Raw genomic sequence first — 18124 nt, forward strand, 5'->3', positions numbered from 1 at the left:
CGTCAGAATCCTTGCTCCGCGGCATAATTGCCCCAGTGAGGATGCCTTCCGTCCACGTCTTCGATGCCGTATTCGTCCGACAACCCCCATGAGGTGTACGCCTTGCCCGACTTGCTCGGCAGATCCGGATCGGCGGCGAGCGCGACCAGTCCGCGCGCGAGGAAAAACGGCGTCTCCGATTGCAGAAAATGAGGATCCTTGGCCGCCGCGTCGCGCCAATTGTCCTCGGTAACGCCGAAGTAATCCAGCATTTCCTCCGACCGCAGAAATCCCGGCGTGACGGACACCGCCGCTATGCCGTGCGGGCGCAGCTCGGAGGCAAGCGCCTCCGCCAGATGGATGACCGATACTTTGGCCAGGCTGTAGGGCAGATTGCCGCGGTAACGGTAATCGAATCCGTCCGTTACCTCCACGATCAGTCCTTCGCCTCTCTTGACGAGCAGGGGCGCGCCGTAATAGCTGGTGATCATATGGGAGTGAACCGCTCTGCGCTGCATCAGCAGCGCCTTGTCCAACGAGCCCTCCCAGTAGGGCGTGCCCCACTCCGTCAGCTTCTCCCCTCCCCATATATCGTTGACCAGAATGTCCAATCTTCCCGCCTGTTCATCGGCGATTCGTGCGAACAACGCCTTGACCTGCTCCGCTTCCGTATGGTCGACGCGCACGGGAATCCCCCGGCCGCCCCGGGCGGACACCAGCTCGGCCGTCTCCTCGATCGTCTCCGGCCTTGCCAGATCGGAGGGCGCTCCCCTGACGCTTCTTCCCGTGACGTACACGATCGCTCCCGCCTCGCCGAGCGCAATCGCGATCGCCCGGCCCGCTCCTCTGGTCGCCCCGGCGACGACGGCCACTTTTCCTTCCAACGGTTTCATCTTTTCGTTTCCTCCTCTTATGCGCAAATGATTTTATCGCTCAGTTCAAGAATACCCTCCGAAATAAGACATCCGTTGTCCTATAAATCGGATATACTGGGATTATTCCAATCGAACGGAGGACACGCGATGAGAGCCGATCGTTTGCTTGCGCTGCTCTCGCTGCTGCAATCCCGCGGGCGCATGACGGTCCGGGAGATCGCGCGCGAGCTTGAAGTTTCCGAGCGAACCGTTCAGCGCGACATGGAGGCGCTGGCCGTAGCCGGCATTCCCGTCTATGCGGAGCGGGGCGCCAAGGGAGGCTGGGCATTATCGGAAGGGTACCGCAACCGGGTTACGGGAATGACGACCGACGAGATTCGTTCCCTGCTGCTGCTCCACTCCTCCAGCATCGTCGCCGACTTGGGTCTGAACGAGCCTTCGGGAACCGCGTTGCGCAAGCTGCTGTCGGCGCTGCCGGAGACGGTGCGCCGGGACGCGGAGTACGCACGGGAGCGCATCCATATCGACGGCGCGGGCTGGCACTCCGCCCCTTCGCGCCTCTCCCACCTGCCGACCGTTCAGCAGGCGGTCTGGGAGCAGCGCAAGCTGCGCATCGGGTATGGCGGCCGGGACGCGGACGCGACGGAACGCGTCGTTGCGCCGCTCGGTCTGGTCGCCAAGTCGAGCGTCTGGTATTTGGTCGCCATGGAGGAGAGGGAGGAGGATCCGTTCCGCACGTTCCGGCTGTCCCGCCTGCGCGACGCCGCGATGCTTGAAGAAACCTTCGTCAGGCCGGAAGGCTTCGATCTGGCCGCCCATTGGGAGCGTTCCATGGAACGGTTCAAGGCCGCACTCCCCCGCTATGCTGCGCGGGTTCGCGTGTCTTCGGCAAGGCGCGAAGCCTTTTCCGGGGAAAAATTCGTCAAGACGATCTCGTGGGAGGAAGTGCGGGAAGGGGAAGCGGCGGAAATGAGCGTCGAGTTCAACACGCTGGAATCCGCGCGCGACATCGTCATGAAATACGGCCGCGATGCGGAGGCGTTGGCTCCCGGGGAGCTTCGCGACGCCGTGCGCGCAGAATGTCTGGCCGCGGCCGCGCTGTATGAGGAATAAGGCTCGCGCGGCCGCCTCCCGGCAATCACCAGTTGGCGATTTCCAGGAAATAAGCGACAAACTGCTCCGAAGTCATCGGCCGCCCCGTGAAGAAGCCCTGGATCCGGTCGCACTGAAGCTGCTGCAGACGTTGGAGCTGGCTCTCCGTCTCGACGCCCTCGGCGGTAACGGAGAGACCCAGGCTGTGCGACATTTCGATCACCGCCTTAGCGATCGCGTCGTCGTCCGAATCCTCCATCAGATTCCGGATAAACGACGGATCGATCTTCACGATGTGCACGGGCAGCTTCTTCAGCCAGTAGAGCGACGACTGGCCCATCCCGAAATCGTCGATCGCGATTTTGACGCCGATCTCCACCAGCTGTCCCAGCATCCGGATGCTGTGCTCCATATCCTGCACGGCCGTATGCTCGGTGATCTCCAGGCACAGATTGTGCGGCGCGATCCCGGTATCCTTAAGCACCTTGCGGACGATGTCCGGAAAATTATCCTGCTGGAACTGCAGCGCCGAGATGTTGACCGAGATGACGAGCGAAGGCATTCCCGCATGAATCCAGCGGCGGCAAGCCCTGCACGCCTGCTCCAGCACCCATTGGCCGATCGGAATGATCAGCCCCGTCTCCTCGGCCAGAGGAATAAACTCGCCGGGCTGGATCGTTTTGCCGTCGGACGAGCTCCAGCGAATGAGCGTCTCCGCTCCGTACACCTTGCCCGAGGCCAGGGAGACCTGCGGCTGAAAGTTGAGCGCCAGCTCGCCCCGTTCCATCGCGTACCTGAGACCCGTTTCCATATTAAACCTCTCAACCCTCTTCGAGCTTAATGCCGGCGTGTACACCTTAAGCCGGTTGCCGCCGTTTTCCTTCGAATAGTACATGGCCAGGTCGGAATACCGGATCAGCGAATCGACGTCCGGCGCGTCGCAGGGATACAGGCACGCCCCGATGCTCGCGGACAGGTAGAATTCCTGCCCTTCCAGCACGAACGGCTTGGTCAGCATGTCCAGCATCCGGTCGGCGACCCGGTTGATCTCCTCCGCGCCTTCGATTCTGGACAGCAGAACGATGAATTCGTCCCCGGCGAACCGGGCGACGATGCCCAGCGCCCCGACGCATTCCTGGAGCTTGGCCGCGGCAAGCTGCAGCAGCAGATCGCCCGTCTGGTGGCCGAGCGTATCGTTCACGATCTTGAAGCGGTCCAGATCGATCATCATGACGGCCAGCTTCAGACCGTCCTTGTTGCGCTCCTCCATCGCTTCCTTGAGCTGTTCCTTGAACAGCAACCGGTTCGGCAGGCCGGTCAAGGAGTCCCAATAGGCCAGCTGCGTGATTTTCGCTTCGTTGATTTTCTTCTCCGTAATGTCGGTGATCGATCCGATGACGCGGTCCGCGGCACCGGAGGTTCCCCGAATGAGATCGCCCGCCAGATGCACCCAGATCGGATGCTCCCGCTTCTCCTCTCCTTCAGCAATCCGCAGCTCGAGCCGAATCGGCTGCCGATCGACCCCGGAACGCGCGCGCTCGAACGCTTCCCACATCGTCCGGCGATCCTCCGGGTGCACCAGCTTCACAACGGAGCGGGGATCGCTGGTCAGCTTGGCTGCCGAAGGGCTCAAGATTTTGTGGGCGCGAATGTTCCAGTCGATTCTCCCCGTCTCCAGGTTCCAGTCCCAAATGCCGTCGTTCGTCGTGTTCGAGACGATCTCCAGCTTCTCGGCGATCGAGCGGACGCGGTTGAACAGCAGCTCGCGTTCCAACGCGACGGCCAAAATCGTGAAGCTGTGCCGGTACAGATCGTTGGCCGCCAAGTGATTCGAGCCGAGCGGGCCGACGAGGGCGACGTAACCCCAGTTCTGCAGCTCCGAATGGATCGGGTGAATGACGACGACGTCTTCTCCTCCCGGCAGCGTCCCCGGCGGAAGCGTCTCCAGCGGCGGAAAATATTCGAACGAACAGGAGGTGCCGACAGCCGGCACCGGGTCTCCGCGTTTGGTGAACGATTGGCGCACGACCAACTGCCGGTTTCCGTCCTCGTCCGTCTCCCAGAGCGCGAGGCAGCCCCAATGCGCCAAGTTCCAGAACAGCTTGGAGAAGTCGACTCTCTCGTCCCTCGTCGCGTTGATCAGCCCTTTGGTCATTCGATGACTGTTGTATGTAATCGCATGAATCGAACGCCGCATCTGCGACAGGCCGACCAGGTAGCGGTCGAATTCGTCCGCCGTCCGGAACAGGGACCTCTCCGAGCAGGAGCACGACGACCTCACGACCAGCGAGGTCGGAACGTACGTCGTCTCTCCCGGCGCCGGACGTCCCGACAGCATCTCGAAGGTCCGGCTCACCGCTTCTCTCGCCAGCGCTTCAAGCGGCTGACGGACCGTCGTGAGCGAAGGATAGTTCATCGCGGACTGTCCGATATCGTCGAAGCCCGTGACCGCGTAATCCCGGGGCACCCGGTACCCCCGGGCTTGCAGACCGTCGATGGCGCCAAGCGCGTTGAAGTCCGTTGCCGCCGCAATCGCGGTAAAATCCGCCCCCCGGTCCAACAGCTCCAGCGCCGCCTTCTCCCCGCCGCTCATCAGATTGTCTTCGGTCTGGACGACCAACCGTTCGTCGAACGGCAGCCCGTGCTCGGCGAGCGCCTGCATATAGCCTTCGTAGCGCTCATGCAGATCGTATTGCCCCGGGTTGCCCATGAACGCGATCCGCTTGTGCCCGTGCTCGATCAGATGCTCTACCGCCGCGCGCATGCCCGAACGGTTCTCGACCAGCACGGAGTGGCCCGCAGGAATCGGCGACGGAAACCCGATGGAGACGAACGGCTTGCCGCCGGCATCCAGAGTCTCGAAAACCGCGGAGCTGGCGGACGGCAGGACGACGATCCATGCGTCGATAAGCCCGACGGCGATCGGCTCCTCCAACGAATCGATACCCAAATAGTCGTCCGCAACCTGTACGGCGAACAGCCGGGACCGCCTCTCCCGTATCGCTTGTTGAATATAAGGCAGCAGTCTCCCGTAATATTCTCCGTCCAGATACGGCGCGATCACGCCGATCCGGTACTCCTGCATCATGATGCCCCCTGCCTTCTCTGCTTACGTCGAGTAAAGAACCATTATGTCAATTTTCAACATTTTCCTTCAAAATCCTTTTTAATTCCGCCGCAATAAGCGAAAAAACGTCGTCTCAAAACCGAATATGCCGAATTTGCGTCCGAATGCGGTCGTAAACCTTGCGGACGGCGCTCCGTCCGTCCGGCTGCAGCGACACCCCCGCCAGCTCGGCAATCCGTTCCGCGTTGTCCGCAATCGAACACCCCTCCGTATCGAGATGGTGCTTAAATCTCTCGTCGGAGAGAGCCGATATGCAGCGGTCGATCTGCGCGGCCGCCCAGGATTCTCTGCCCTCTCCCCGGCCTTTGAGCCGCCGCAGCAGCGTCTCCTTCCCGGCGCAAAGCGCAAAATGATGCACCTCCGCTCCGTCCTCCCGCAGCCTCCCGACGATTTCGTCGAAATATGGCGGACGGACGAGCGTCATCGGCGCGATCACGATACCGTCGTATTCCCGATCCAGATGCTTAAGCATCCCGTAGTTCGCGTCCCGCCACATCGGATAATCCTGAAAATCGCCGAGCGCGATTTTCCCGGGAACATTTTTGCGAATAAAATAACCGACATTTTCCGGATCATAGACGTAGGAACCCGGCAGTCTTCTATGCAGCTCGTAGGCGGTCTGCGTCTTGCCCGCGCCGAACGCGCCGTTAATCCAGATGATCATGCGCATCACTTCCATTTGCATTCTGTTTCCTTAAGGTTCCTTTCGCCGCCGCGTCCGGTCTATCCTTCTTTTGCGGCCGCACCAAATCGAGAGCGCTGAAATACGATAGATATAGACCATGACATCAGCCCAGGAAGGTGAGACGAAGATGAACGGCACCGTTTACGATTTTTATGCGGGCGGCAACACGGCGAAAGGTTATACGAGTCTGCTTCTCTCCTCGCTGCCGGGAGTGGAACGGCTTTACGTACTGAAGGGCGGCGCGGGGCTCGGCAAAATCTGCGGCCTCCGTTCGATCGGCGACCGGCTGGCGGCGGCCGGGCATGAAGTCTGGCGCATCGCCTGCGCCTCCGATCCGGACGCTCTGGACGGATGGATCGTTCCCGCGCTGAAGCTCGGGGCAATCGACGCCACCACGCCGAACGCCCTCGTTCCGGAAGCCTCGGAAGCGGCGATCGTGGAAATCGATTTAGACGAAGCCTGCGACCGGCGGGCGCTCGCGGCTCGCGAGACGGAAATCGCGGAGTTGGACCGCGAAATAGCGGGCAAGTTCGAGCAGGCTTATGCGGGATTCGCCGAGGCGCTTCGCGTTCATGACGATTGGGAGAAGGTCTACATCGGGAAAATGGATTTTCGGGCGGCCGACGAGCTGACCGGCGAATGGATCTCTCGTCTGTTCGGGGACCGACAGCGGGAAGGTACGGCCCGGGAGGCTCACCGTTTCCTGGGAGCGGCGACTCCGCAAGGGGCGGTCGATTTCGTTCCCGGCCTGACGGACGGGCTGAAACGGTATTTGCTTAAAGGGCGGCCCGGATCGGGGAAATCGACGATGCTGAAGAAGCTGGCTGCCGCGGCCGTGGAGCGCGGCTTCGACGCCGAAATCTATCATTGCGGCTTCGATCCGAACAGCCTGGATATGGTCGTCGTGCGGGAGCTCGGCTTCGCGATCTTCGACAGTACCGCTCCGCACGAATATTTTCCCGACCGGCCTTCCGACGAGATTGTCGATATGTACGAACGCTGCATCGCTCCGGGCACGGACGAAACCTATGCCGAAGAGCTTGCTCCGATCAAGCAGCAATACTCCGCCAACATGAAGCGCTCGATCGGACTGCTGACAGAGGCTCGGACCTTGCTGGACCGGCTGGAGCAATTGTATGTCGAAGTTGCGGACCGCTCGGCCCTGGACTCCGCCGCCGAACAGTTCAGGCAGGAGATTCTGGGGGTTGCGGCCGTCAGAGGTCAATGATTGGGTTTTGGCTGGCCGGACAGCGCGCGCCCCGATGACGATGCGGCCTCTTCCGGGCGCGTGCGCTAAAGCGAAATTCGCTGCGTCCCGCCCGGCTCTTCGCTGCGGAAGATAGGCCCGGATCGCGGGAATTCACGCATGGCGGGCAGTATCCACGATATCAACCGATTTGATTCCGATTTTTTTGAGCTTTTCAATGTAACTGCTCGTCAGCCTCTGACCGGAAGCGAGTATAAGACTGCCATTCCCCAATCTAACGTCGGTGGCCAGAACGTCACCCGGTTCGGCATATTGAATTCCAATTTTCGACATATGAACCCCCCTCCATATATGCTTTTACTGACTGATCGAATGCAAGCCCGATTATAATCGCCGTAATTATAAAAAAAGCAGAGAAAACAAAAAACACCCCCCTGTATAGAGAGGAGGGCGATTTCGCGAGGAGCTCCGACCAAAGCCTGCTGCGCCGGAAATTGGCGCAGCAGGCTTGCTTTTTTCAACTTATTCTTCCGCTCGGATCCATTCAGCGGTTCACAAAACCGAGATGCTGCAGCAGCCGATTCAGGATGACCGCGCTCTGGGCGCGCGAAGCGCCCTCTCGCGGCGCAAACTCCGTTGCCGTCAGCCCCTGGATAATTCCCGTTCCGGTCAGCAGCTCGACCGACTTCTTGGCCCATTCCGCGATCTCCGCTTCGTCTGCGAAGGCTCCCGGAACGGCCTCGTCCGCTTGCGCCGCCTGTCCCGCATAGGCCAATGCCCGATCGATCATCACCGCCATCTGCTCGCGCGTGATCCGCTCCTGCGGGCGGAACGAGCCGTCTTCGTATCCGCCGATCAGCCCCGCCTCGCTCGCCGTGCCCACCGCCGAGGCGTACCACCCCGTCTCCGGCACATCCGCGAACGACCGGCCTTCCCTCTCGGGCAATCCGAGCGCGCGTACGAGCAGCGCCGCGAATTCTGCACGCGTCACCGGATCGGACGGCGCGAACTCGCCCGCCTCCCGCCCTTCGACGATCCGTTTGTTCGCCATTCGCTCGATGTCCGCCTTCGCCCAATGCTCCGCTATGTCGACAAACGTCCGCTCCGAGCGGATGACGGCGTACAATCCGTCCTGCCGCGACGGCATCGTCACGGTCCGGCCGCCGTTCGCAAACACCGACGGGACGAAATGAATCCGATAACGCTCGTCGATCCATACCGCCGTCGCTTGCAGCGGATCGGCAGCCGCGTCAAGCGTCATTGTCCGCTCTTGATAAGCGCCGTTCCAGCCTTTCAGCGCCCGACCGTCCGCTTCCGCCTTGTAGACGATCGGCCGCTCCGTCAGTTCCTTCGCTCCCAGGCCGTCGATCGCCCCGCGAACCGCTTCGCTGTCCGCCGCCGACGCCCGGCCGACGGTCAACGCGATCGTCGCATTCGCCGCCGCATCCGCTACGGCTTGCAGCGGCAGGCGCATGCCGTTGCCATCCACGATTACTTGCAGAGCGGCCTCCGGCCGCGCCCGCCACACCTCGCGAAGCGCCGCTGCCGGCAGTTCGAAGGCGACGATATCGCCAATGCCGGACACCTCGATCACCGCAGCGTCCTTGACGGCGCCCAGCCCGACCTCCTGTCGCTGTACGCGCGCTTCAGGGAGCGCGCCTGCCGGATGTCCAAGGATAAACACTTCGCCGGTTCCGGACATAGCGGCGGTTGTATCCGGCGAAGACGCAAACAATTCGCCCATTTGCTCCGCCGTCAGCCGCAGTCGGGCCAGCGTTCGCCCGTCGTCGGTCGTTTCGAGGGTTGCGTCCGCTTGAACGGCCAGGCCGTTCAGGATAAGATTCACGGCGTTGGGGGTTGCCGGACCGCTTTCCCCGTCCTGACGGTCTTGGCTCTCTCCGCCGCCTCCGCCTCCGGAGCCGCTCGACGGATTCGCAGGGGGACGCGCGACCGTTACGGTCCGGACCGCTTCCGCCGATTGACCGATCGGGTTCTCCACCGCATACCGCAGCGTGTAGACCCCCGGCGTCCGCGAATCAACGGTGCCGCTCACCGTCATCAGCTCGTTCAAGTCGCCGTAATACGCATCCGTCGCCGTGGCGCCCGGATCGCTCCATGCGCTGCCTTGCCTGATCGCAACCTCGGCCAAGCCGTTCAGCGCAACGACCGGCGGCGCAATCACATGCACGGTGCGTCTTGCTTCCGGCGCCGCATTGCCCGCGCTGTCCGTCACCCGGTAAATCAACTCATACGTTCCCACCGTGTCGGTGTATACGGCTCCCGTGACCGTGATGGCAGAGGTTATCACGCCGTCCTGGGCGTCCTCCGCGATCGCTCCCGGGTCATCAAACTCGCTTCCCACCCCGATCACCAGAGGCTCTTCGCCGAGCAAACGAATAACGGGGCTATCTCCGTCGTACACATATACGCTGCGAGTCGCTGACGCGCCATTCCCCGCCCGGTCGCTCGTCGCATACCTGACCTCATAAACTCCCAGGCGATTCGTGTCCACGTCTCCGGTGATCTCGATCTCGTCGGCGCTCAGCGATCCGTCGTTATTGTCCGTCGCCTCGGCCCCCGGTTCGACATACGTCTGTCCGGCCGGAATATAATAAGGATTCTCGCCGTTCAGGACGATAATCGGCGGGGTGTTGTCCAACGTATAAGGCCCGAAAGATGCGAAAATATCGTTCCCGGCTTTATCCGCCGCATAAACATGCACATACCAATCTCCTTCGCCGCCGATTTGCGCGAGCTCGGCGCCGCTGGCGAAGGGCCGCCATTCCGGTCCTCCCAACGGAGGAGCCGTCTCGCCGGACGTCCAGGCATAGACCAGTTCGGCCAATCCTCCGGCATCCGTCACCGTCGCGACCGGTTCGGCGCGCCGCGCCGGGGCCGCGCTGCCCGCAGGATCAACCTCGACGAGCGGCGCGGTCGTGTCATACGTCAGAGTCAGCGTTGACGTACCGGCATTCGCGTTCCCGGCCGCATCCGCCGCTGCCCCCGGCTCCACCTCTACCGTTACCGGTCCGTCGGCCGTCGGCTTCACGTCGAATGTATACAACTTTCCATTGTCCGCACTCGCGCTAAAGTCGTCGATATCCCCATTTGTCACCCTGATATCGTCTTCGGCAAAGCCGGTTACTTCCTCGCTGAACGTTGCCGTTACCGTAAACGCGCTGTTCGTCGCTTCGCCCGCGAGCGTACTCAACTCCAACGTCGGCGCCGTCCCGTCATACGTCAAGGTGAGCGCCGCAGCGTTGCCGCTCCCCGCCGCATCCATCGCTACCGCGGGCGACACTTCCACGGTAACGGGACCATCGGCCGTCGGGGTCACGTCGAACGTGTACACCTTTCCATTTTCTGCGCTCGCGCTAAAGCTGCCGACTTCTCCATTGGTCATATTAATATCGGCTTGGGTAAAGTCGGCCACATCCTCATTAAACGTTGCCGTCACCGTAAATACGCCGTTCGTCGGATCGCTCGCGGTCGAGCTCAGCAACACCCGGATCTCTTGCCACCGCGCGTACAACGTCCTCCCGTCGTCAAGCGGATCTGTCTCAGTGAACTTCGTTCCTCCGTCAAGCTCCGTGTACCAGCCTTCAAATCGATGCGCTGCGCGAGTCGGTTCCGGCAAGGCCGCACCGGCGTCCTGCAGCGTCAAATCGTTCACGCTCAAGGGCGCGTACACGGTCATGGGCAGGCTCGATCCGGAACCGTCGTTCAAATCAAGATGGAGCGTAAATTTATTGCCGCTCACGTTCGGGCCATCTACCTCAACCGCGATGAACCCGTCGGCGTTGTCGATTGCCCCCTCGCCGGTAATCCTCCCTTCGCCATTGATGGTTCCGGCATTCGTCACGGTCGCGCTCGCCGGAACAATTAACTGCTGACCCTTTGGTATCGTGATCGTACCCGTTCCCGTATTATCCAAAACATACGAGACATCCAAAGTGCAGCAGCCTGCACCGATGACAGAAATATCCGCACGCCCGGAGGATGGAATAACGCTGCCGCCCGTAATGATGATCGAGCCTGCAGACCTATTAATTCCGCTGCCGATTCCCGGCGCTCCCAAGCCACCTTGCGCCCTCACCGTTCCGCCCGTGATTGTGACCTCGTCGATGCGCCCTCCGGATCCGCCGCCGATTCCCGATGCCTGAGAGCCACCCTGCGCCGTTACGATTCCGCCCGTGATCGTGACTTTGCCAAAGAGACCATAGCTTCCGCCGCCGATTCCTGCTCCCCAATCCCCGCCGGTCGCCGTGATCTCTCCGCCCGCGATCGTGATCGTACCGTTGTAATCTGAACTAGCGCTGCCGCCGATTCCCGCGCTGTCCCAGCCGCCCGTCGCTGTCACTTTTCCGCCAGCGATCGTAATCTTGCCCACGGTACCGTTCTTAACACCGCCCCCGGATCCCTGATAACCGCCCCCGATTCCCGGTCTGTTGCTGCTTCTCACCGTTAGCTTCCCGGTTTCCTCGTCGCTCAGGTCCTCAATTATGAGACTTGTTTCTCCTCCTTCCACTTTGATGGCGGGATCATTTGTAGCCGTAATCGACAGCTCTTTGCCCGCAAGATCCAAGGTGAGTTCCTTCCCGATCGGGACCACGAGTGAGCCGTTCGGCTGGGTAATATTTTCGCTCAATCGAATGATCGTACCGTTCGCGCTGTCGGCAAACGCCGCAACCAGCTCTTCCCAATCGCTAACCTCATCTTCCGCATCCGCCGCCTGTGCCGGCCGTTCCCCTGCCGCGAACAACATTCCCCATATCAACACCGGGATCAGCGAGATGCGTCCTTTCTTGCTCCATCGTTCCCTTGCGGTCGAATGCCCGATCCTTCTCTCCACCCTGATTCCTCCCGCTGAATCCGATCTGTCCCTGGCGCGCAGCCACCTCTATCAGCTGCCAGTTCTCCCGGTTTTCGCTCAAAATCGTTACCTTCAGCCTACCGATGAATCTCTCTCGATATAATGATTTTCTTTATTGACCTAAGAAGAACCCTATTTAACCACATTTATTATAAAAAAAGCGAAGAAAACAAAAAACACCCCCCCTGTATAGATAGGGGTGCCTTGTGAGAAAAATCCGGGTGTGTCAGAAATCGGCGCAAAAATTGAATTGTGAGGCGTTCTTCCCGAACAGCGGATCGATCCGTTTTCACCTATAAGTGCTTAAATCAACCTTAAAGTCTCCCCCTTCAACCCTTTCGATCATCACTCTGTTTCTAATGCCATTTGACTCATACTCCAAATACCAAATCCCTTGGGACCCTACCAAAGCCAGCTGTGGATAGGGTTCAACCAACTTATATTCCTTCAGCCCGCGCGTAAAATAACCGGTAAGAACCGGTTCCTCTCCCCAATATCCTTTAACGATAATCGTCTTAGGCACCTTTGTTACTGTGCTTATCCGACTTGGGACGCTCAGGTAATTATGCGATAAGCGGCTTATAAATGGTCTCGCTGCGCTAGCTTCCAAAACGTAAGGAGCGGTATTATAGTGTTCTAAATATTTTTCAGGGTCAATTCTTATCTTTAGTTCCAGCACTTTTTCTTCCTTGTCATATCTCGTAAAGGGTAATGACGTATCGATATCGAAAGGTCCGCCGAGCTGTTCCGTCTGAATATAAGATTTAATAAGCTCATCGGTTGGGGAAGACGTATATATTTTGAATTGATGGCCGATAAAAGGGAACACGAATAGGAACATGCTCGGAAGCAAAAAAAGAAGGGCGCCCACCCTCTGTCTGGAAATCCATGTTTCACCATCCAAGAACAAAAGAATTGAAAATATAATGGAAAACGGAATAAACGCCAGATACAACCAGAAAATTGGAAACAAAACGATCATCAAGATTCCACCGCTAAGATATTGCAGCAGAAGGAGGACTATCCAAGCCATATAGATAAGATAGAATACCTTTTCGGTCTTGGGAATGTTCCTTAGCATGGTTTGTACCTCATCTCCAGCGCAAGCTTCCATTTATTCCTATAATCTCCTCCATTCTATCGGCAGCAGAAAGAAGATTTATGAATGGCAAGGTCCCAAAAAAAATCTTAAATACGAGGGATGTTGTCAGGTTAACTTGGCGGAACTGAGGTTGGGGCACGAAGGCCAAAAAAGTGCCGCGACGGAACCAAGGTTGGGGCACGAAGACCAAAAAAGTGCCTCGATGGAACCGAGGTCGGGACACGAAGGTCACAAAAGTGCCTCGATGGAACCGAGGTCGAGGTCGAGGCCGCGCATAATCCGCTTAATCTGACAACATTGCCCCCCTTTGGGTTCCGGCGATAAATACCCACAGCTGCATATCGAAAAAACGGCCGCCCGGTGCGAAATTCCCCACATCGGTCGACCGCCTGCCGCAGCTTATTCTATGTTTATATTTAACTCCTCGTCCTCTTCAGGGTATGCGACGATGCCCATAACGTTATCGATAATCTCTTCGAAAAAAGCGGACTTCGGGTCGATCTTGCCGATTACCACTGCGTTTCTTGCCTCCAGATCAATCGATCTCAGGTTATTAATCAGAACTACGCCCTCCAGCTCCGGAAAGTGGAGAGTTGATGGCAATAAGATTGCATCGGGCGTTTGGATTCCCGCGGGAACGGGAATTTCAAAGCTATGCCCCGTCGAACGCGTCGTGACCGGAACGGTCAGCGCCATTTTGTTCAATGAAGGATCAATGAAACCATCCGATATTACGATTGAGGCACGGTAGCCGTTTTGCTCGTAACCCTTGGCAGGGTGAAGTTGGCACCACACAATGCGGCCTCGCTCCACGTCCCCTCTAATTTGTCATTTCTCAAAATTCATCCCCTATGGAATCGTCGATCAGTTCGCCTGGAGACATCTGCGGCGTGTTTTTTCCACGCTTGGACAAATACAACTGGCGCAGCTCCCGATTGGATTTACGCCTATTCTTCTCGGCCGATTTTAATAGAATGCCTTGATCGGCGACCAGATGAACCTCCACTTTCGAACCCAGCGCCAGATTGGCATGTTCCAGAATCTCCTGAGGAATGCGGACGCCCATGCTGTTTCCCCATTTTCCAATCGTTGTCGTCGCCATGTATACCCCGCCTTTCTTTCGCCTTTGGGTCAATTTTAGCACCCCCTTCCAGGTTCGACCATCCAAAGTATATCCATCATCGAAAAAGACGCCAAAAATAGGCAAGCTCCTTTCCTGCCAGGATCTTGCCTATTCTTCAGTAAAGCCATCTCTTCTTTTAATCCGCCCCTGTTTTACCGCGAATAGCGCTTACTGCAAATCCCGGGGGACGACGGCGTCCCGAAGCGCGTCGTCCAGCTCCGCCGTATAGCGCGCAGCCAGCTCGTCGCTCCAGCCGAGAAGCTCCTGCATCAACGCGATAACGCCTGCCTTGTAGCGTCGCACCGTCTCGATCTCGAAGAACAGCGCCCCCGTGCGGCGAATGAAGAAATCGACCGGTTTGGCGGCCATCTCCTCCTCTACTGCGTACTTCGCCCGCATGTAGAGGTCCAGCGGAAGCCCGAACCGTTCCGCCTCCGCGGCATTCCCATAGCGGTACACTCGCTCCGCATTGGAGCCGTAGAAGCGCGCGATCCGCAGGCTCGCCTCGGCGGACAAGCCGGCGGCCGTCCCCTGCTTCGCGGCCTGCGAAGCATAAGCCTCCAGTCCGGCCGAGCCGCCCAGCTCTCCTCCGGAGATGGCGATGCTCTTCGTCCGGCAGGCTGTCGTCTGCACGCGGCCCTGCAGTCTGCGCGCGACCAGATCGACCGTATCCTCGGCCATCTTGCGGTAGCCGGTCAGCTTGCCTCCGGCAATCGTGATCAGGCCGGACTTCGACTCCCAAATTTCGTCCTTGCGCGAGATTTCCGACGGATTTTTCCCTTCCTCGTAGATCAGCGGCCGAACGCCCGCCCAGCTCGACTCGACGTCCTTCTCCGTAAGCCGCGTTTCCGGGAACATGAAGTTGATCGCGTCGAGAACGTACTTGCGATCCGCTTCCGTCATCGTCGGATGCGCCTTGTCCCCATCGTAGAACGTATCCGTCGTGCCGACGTACGCCTTGCCGTCGCGCGGGATCGCGAACACCATCCGCTTGTCGTCGGTATCGAAGTACACCGCCTGCCGCAGCGGAAACCGGCTCTGATCGATCACCAGATGAATGCCCTTGGACAGTCGTAGCTTCTTGCCGTGGTTGGAGCGGTCCATCTCCCGCAGCGTATCGACCCACGGCCCCGTCGCGTTCACGACCGTCTTGGCGCGTATCTCTCCGCTCGCTCCCGTCAACAGATCGGTCACTTTGGCTCCGCTGACGCCCCCGCCGTCCGCGTACACGAGCTGCTCCACCTTCGCGTAATTCAAGGCCGTCGCCCCGAACTCCACCGCGCGCTTCATGACCTCCATCGTCAGCCTGGCGTCGTCCGTCCGGTACTCCACGTAATATCCGCCCCCGAGCAGGCCGTTTCTTTTCAGCAGCGGCTCCTTCTGCAGCGTCGCTCCGGCCTTCAGCATTTTCCGCCGCTCGCTCCGCTTGACCCCGGCCAAATAATCGTATACCCGCAGCCCGATCGACGTGGACACCGATCCGAACGTTCCTCCCTTGTAGATCGGCAGCAGCATCCATTCCGGAGTTGTCACGTGCGGTCCGTTCTCGTATACGATCGCCCGCTCCTTGCCGACCTCCGCGACCATTTTCACTTCAAACTGCTTCAAATAACGCAGCCCGCCATGTACAAGCTTCGTCGACCGGCTGGACGTGCCCGCCGCGAAATCCTGCATCTCGACAACCGCCGCGCGCAGGCCGCGGCTGGCCGCATCCAGCGCGATTCCCGCTCCCGTAATGCCTCCCCCGATCACCAGCAGATCGTACTCTTCCTTCTGCATCCTCTCGAATATCGCCGATCGTCCATGACCTGCAAAAACGCGTTCCCCCATGTCGAACCCCTCTTTTCGCCAGTATGGAAAAAGAGACCGCAAACACATTATGCGCCGTAACGCATAACGTGAAGCGGTCTCTCCTCTTCTCTGACCCGATGTATTTACTTACCTCTACTTTACCACGCCGGCGTTCATTTGAAAACCATCGCCGCTTTCACCGCTTTGCCCCAGCCTTCGTACAGACGCGCGGACTCAACGGGATCCATCGCGGGCGCGAAGGAACGGTCCGTGCTCCACTGCCGCGCGATTTCCTCCGGACTTTCCCAGAAGCCGACGGCCAGTCCGGCCAGATAAGCCGCCCCGAGCGCCGTCGTCTCGTTGATGACGGGACGCTCCACCGCCGCTCCGAGCACATCGCTCTGGAACTGCATCAGGAAGTCGTTTTTCACCGCTCCGCCGTCTACGCGCAGCGTTTTCAGGGTAATCCCCGAATCCGCCTCCATCGCCGCCAGCACGTCCTTCGTCTGATAAGCGAGCGATTCCAGCGTGGCCCGGACAAAATGCTCCTTCGTTGTGCCGCGCGTCAGTCCGAACACGGCGCCGCGAACGTCGCTGTCCCAGTACGGCGTCCCCAGCCCGACGAAAGCGGGCACGACGTAGACGCCCTCCGTCGACTCGACTCTGGCCGCGTAGCGTTCGCTATCCCTGGCGTCGGCGAACATGCGCAGACCGTCGCGCAGCCACTGGATCGCCGAACCGGCGACGAAAATGCTGCCCTCCAGCGCGTAAGTCACTTTGCCGCCGATTCCCCAAGCGATCGTGGTCAGCAGCCCGTGATCGGACGCGACCGCCTTGTCGCCCGTATTCATCAGCATAAAGCAGCCGGTTCCGTACGTGTTTTTCGCCATCCCTTTGTCATAGCAGGCCTGACCGAACAGCGCCGCTTGCTGGTCCCCTGCGATGCCGGCAATCGGAATTTCGCACCCGAAGAAGTGATGCGTATCCGTCAGTGCGTACACTTCGGACGAAGGCTTCACCTCGGGCAGCATCGACTCGGGCACCGTCAAAATTCGGAGCAACTCCGGGTCCCAGCACAGCTCGTGGATGTTGTACATCAGCGTACGGGACGCGTTGGAATAGTCGGTCACATGCACGCGCCACCCGGACAAGCGCCAGATCAGCCACGTATCGATCGTGCCGAACAGAAGCTTGCCTTGCTCCGCCTGCTCGCGGGCCCCTTCCACATGATCGAGAATCCACTTGACCTTCGTTCCGGAAAAATAAGGATCGATCAGCAGACCCGTGCGGCTCCTGATTGACTCGTTCAGGCCCGCGCTCTTCAGCTCTTCGCAAATGTCCGCCGTCTGCCGCGACTGCCAGACGATCGCGTTGTACACGGGAACTCCCGTCTCCTTGTCCCATACGACCGCCGTCTCCCGCTGGTTCGTAATGCCGATGCCGGCGATCTGCTCGGGCTTAACGCCCGATTCGGACAGCACCGTCGCGATGACCGCGAGGACGGAGCCCCAGATTTCGTTCGCATTATGCTCCACCCAGCCCGGCTTCGGAAAATATTGCTTGAACTCCTGCTGGGCCGCGTGCGCGATCCGCCCGGCATGATCGAACAAAATCGCCCGCGAGCTGGTCGTGCCTTGATCCAATGACAGAATGTATTTTTCCAACCCGTTTCCTCCTTGCGCCCTCTCGGTCGTGCTTATTTCCACATACTTGCATGACTCGTCGACACCGCGATCGCCCCGGCCTCGAACAGCGGCGGCAAATCCTCCGGTCCGTCGATAAATCCGCCCAGTATAATATCGATGCCGGTCTCGCGCTGAATGATCCCGATCTTCGGATGGGAATAGCTGGGCAGGATTTCGATGTAATCCGGCTTGACGTGCGACGCCGAATTGATAATCGTCTTGACCGAATGGGAATCGATCAGAAAGCCCCGCTGAATCGCCATCAGTCCGTATTTCTTCGCATGGATGAGACTCGAAGTGCGGGTGCTGATCACGCCGTCGATCTTGAGCGCCTTGGACAGAAAATGAATCGAAGCCTCGTCGTCCTTGATCCCCTTCACCATATCGAGATGGAGGAACATCTTCTTCCCCGCCTGCTTGGCGCTCGAGACGAGGCCTTGAAGGTGAATCAGCTCCCCCTCCAGCAAGAAAATCACTTCCTGAGAGGATGCAAGCGCTTGCTCGAATTCCTTCATATTGCGAACGGCCGGAATGACCGAATGCTTCCTCAACAGCCCCATCTGACGCCCCCTTCCTCGGCTGAAC

The 18124-nt window shown here is 59.4% G+C and carries 13 protein-coding genes; 2 read left to right on the forward strand and 11 right to left on the reverse strand.

Translation table 11 applies throughout. From position 1 onward, the window contains the following. Nucleotides 1-2 precede the first annotated feature (2 nt). The gene (locus tag ACFFT4_RS06930; protein WP_378046196.1) at nucleotides 3-872 is read right to left on the reverse strand and encodes an SDR family oxidoreductase; all 870 of its coding nucleotides are present in this window, start codon (nucleotides 870-872) and stop codon (nucleotides 3-5) included. 129 nt (nucleotides 873-1001) lie between these two features. On the opposite strand from ACFFT4_RS06930, the gene ACFFT4_RS06935 reads away from it, so the two are divergent. Further along, nucleotides 1002-1967: a helix-turn-helix transcriptional regulator gene (locus ACFFT4_RS06935; RefSeq protein ID WP_378046198.1), complete on the forward strand. Its 966-nt coding sequence runs from the start codon at nucleotides 1002-1004 to the stop codon at nucleotides 1965-1967. 25 nt (nucleotides 1968-1992) lie between these two features. Here the strand turns inward: ACFFT4_RS06935 and ACFFT4_RS06940 are convergent, their stop codons facing one another. Together ACFFT4_RS06940 and ACFFT4_RS06945 are read right to left on the reverse strand one after the other, a co-directional pair. Further along, nucleotides 1993-5034, reverse strand: a complete 3042-nt coding sequence (locus ACFFT4_RS06940; RefSeq protein WP_378046200.1) for an EAL domain-containing protein — start codon at nucleotides 5032-5034, stop codon at nucleotides 1993-1995. Nucleotides 5035-5146: 112 nt separating this feature from the next. After that, nucleotides 5147-5743, reverse strand: a complete 597-nt coding sequence (locus ACFFT4_RS06945; protein ID WP_378046441.1) for an ATP-binding protein — start codon at nucleotides 5741-5743, stop codon at nucleotides 5147-5149. A gap of 142 nt (nucleotides 5744-5885) precedes the next feature. Between ACFFT4_RS06945 and ACFFT4_RS06950 the strand changes: the two genes are divergently transcribed. Then, nucleotides 5886-6986: a PRK06851 family protein gene (locus ACFFT4_RS06950; RefSeq protein ID WP_378046202.1), complete on the forward strand. Its 1101-nt coding sequence runs from the start codon at nucleotides 5886-5888 to the stop codon at nucleotides 6984-6986. Between the two features lie 132 nt (nucleotides 6987-7118). Here ACFFT4_RS06950 and ACFFT4_RS06955 read toward each other — a convergent pair whose 3' ends face one another. The 8 genes from ACFFT4_RS06955 to ACFFT4_RS06990 form a co-directional block, all read right to left on the reverse strand. Further along, nucleotides 7119-7298 carry a hypothetical protein gene (locus tag ACFFT4_RS06955; RefSeq protein WP_378046204.1) on the reverse strand — a complete coding sequence of 60 codons (180 nt, stop codon included), beginning with the start codon at nucleotides 7296-7298 and terminating at the stop codon, nucleotides 7119-7121. 211 nt (nucleotides 7299-7509) lie between these two features. Further along, entirely contained in the window at nucleotides 7510-11817 is a 4308-nt protein-coding gene (locus ACFFT4_RS06960; RefSeq protein ID WP_378046206.1) for an immunoglobulin-like domain-containing protein, read from the reverse strand. A gap of 310 nt (nucleotides 11818-12127) precedes the next feature. Next, nucleotides 12128-12952, reverse strand: a complete 825-nt coding sequence (locus ACFFT4_RS06965; protein ID WP_378046208.1) for a hypothetical protein — start codon at nucleotides 12950-12952, stop codon at nucleotides 12128-12130. 387 nt (nucleotides 12953-13339) lie between these two features. Continuing rightward, on the reverse strand, nucleotides 13340-13753 hold the full coding sequence (locus ACFFT4_RS06970) for a type II toxin-antitoxin system PemK/MazF family toxin (RefSeq protein WP_378046209.1): 414 nt from the start codon (nucleotides 13751-13753) through the stop codon (nucleotides 13340-13342). Between the two features lie 22 nt (nucleotides 13754-13775). Next, nucleotides 13776-14042: an AbrB/MazE/SpoVT family DNA-binding domain-containing protein gene (locus tag ACFFT4_RS06975; RefSeq protein WP_378046210.1), complete on the reverse strand. Its 267-nt coding sequence runs from the start codon at nucleotides 14040-14042 to the stop codon at nucleotides 13776-13778. Between the two features lie 189 nt (nucleotides 14043-14231). Next, nucleotides 14232-15893, reverse strand: coding sequence for a glycerol-3-phosphate dehydrogenase/oxidase (locus ACFFT4_RS06980; RefSeq protein ID WP_378046212.1), 1662 nt, complete (start codon nucleotides 15891-15893; stop codon nucleotides 14232-14234). 134 nt (nucleotides 15894-16027) lie between these two features. Continuing rightward, complete coding sequence (gene glpK, locus ACFFT4_RS06985; protein WP_378046214.1) at nucleotides 16028-17518, reverse strand: glycerol kinase GlpK; 1491 nt, start codon at nucleotides 17516-17518, stop codon at nucleotides 16028-16030. A 32-nt stretch (nucleotides 17519-17550) separates the two neighbouring features. Continuing rightward, entirely contained in the window at nucleotides 17551-18099 is a 549-nt protein-coding gene (locus ACFFT4_RS06990; protein ID WP_378046216.1) for a glycerol-3-phosphate responsive antiterminator, read from the reverse strand. Nucleotides 18100-18124: the final 25 nt, after the last annotated feature.

The organism is Cohnella cellulosilytica, assembly GCF_042431195.1.
Classification (GTDB): domain Bacteria; phylum Bacillota; class Bacilli; order Paenibacillales; family Paenibacillaceae; genus Cohnella; species Cohnella cellulosilytica.

Coding starts and splice junctions, on each gene's coding strand:
- ACFFT4_RS06930 (WP_378046196.1), bottom strand. CDS start 872: ATGAAACCGTTGGAAGGAAAAGTGGCCGTCGTCGCCGGGGCGACCAGA.
- ACFFT4_RS06935 (WP_378046198.1), top strand. CDS start 1,002: ATGAGAGCCGATCGTTTGCTTGCGCTGCTCTCGCTGCTGCAATCCCGC.
- ACFFT4_RS06940 (WP_378046200.1), bottom strand. CDS start 5,034: ATGATGCAGGAGTACCGGATCGGCGTGATCGCGCCGTATCTGGACGGA.
- ACFFT4_RS06945 (WP_378046441.1), bottom strand. CDS start 5,743: ATGCGCATGATCATCTGGATTAACGGCGCGTTCGGCGCGGGCAAGACG.
- ACFFT4_RS06950 (WP_378046202.1), top strand. CDS start 5,886: ATGAACGGCACCGTTTACGATTTTTATGCGGGCGGCAACACGGCGAAA.
- ACFFT4_RS06955 (WP_378046204.1), bottom strand. CDS start 7,298: ATGTCGAAAATTGGAATTCAATATGCCGAACCGGGTGACGTTCTGGCC.
- ACFFT4_RS06965 (WP_378046208.1), bottom strand. CDS start 12,952: ATGGAAGCTTGCGCTGGAGATGAGGTACAAACCATGCTAAGGAACATT.
- ACFFT4_RS06975 (WP_378046210.1), bottom strand. CDS start 14,042: ATGGCGACGACAACGATTGGAAAATGGGGAAACAGCATGGGCGTCCGC.
- ACFFT4_RS06980 (WP_378046212.1), bottom strand. CDS start 15,893: ATGGGGGAACGCGTTTTTGCAGGTCATGGACGATCGGCGATATTCGAG.
- ACFFT4_RS06990 (WP_378046216.1), bottom strand. CDS start 18,099: ATGGGGCTGTTGAGGAAGCATTCGGTCATTCCGGCCGTTCGCAATATG.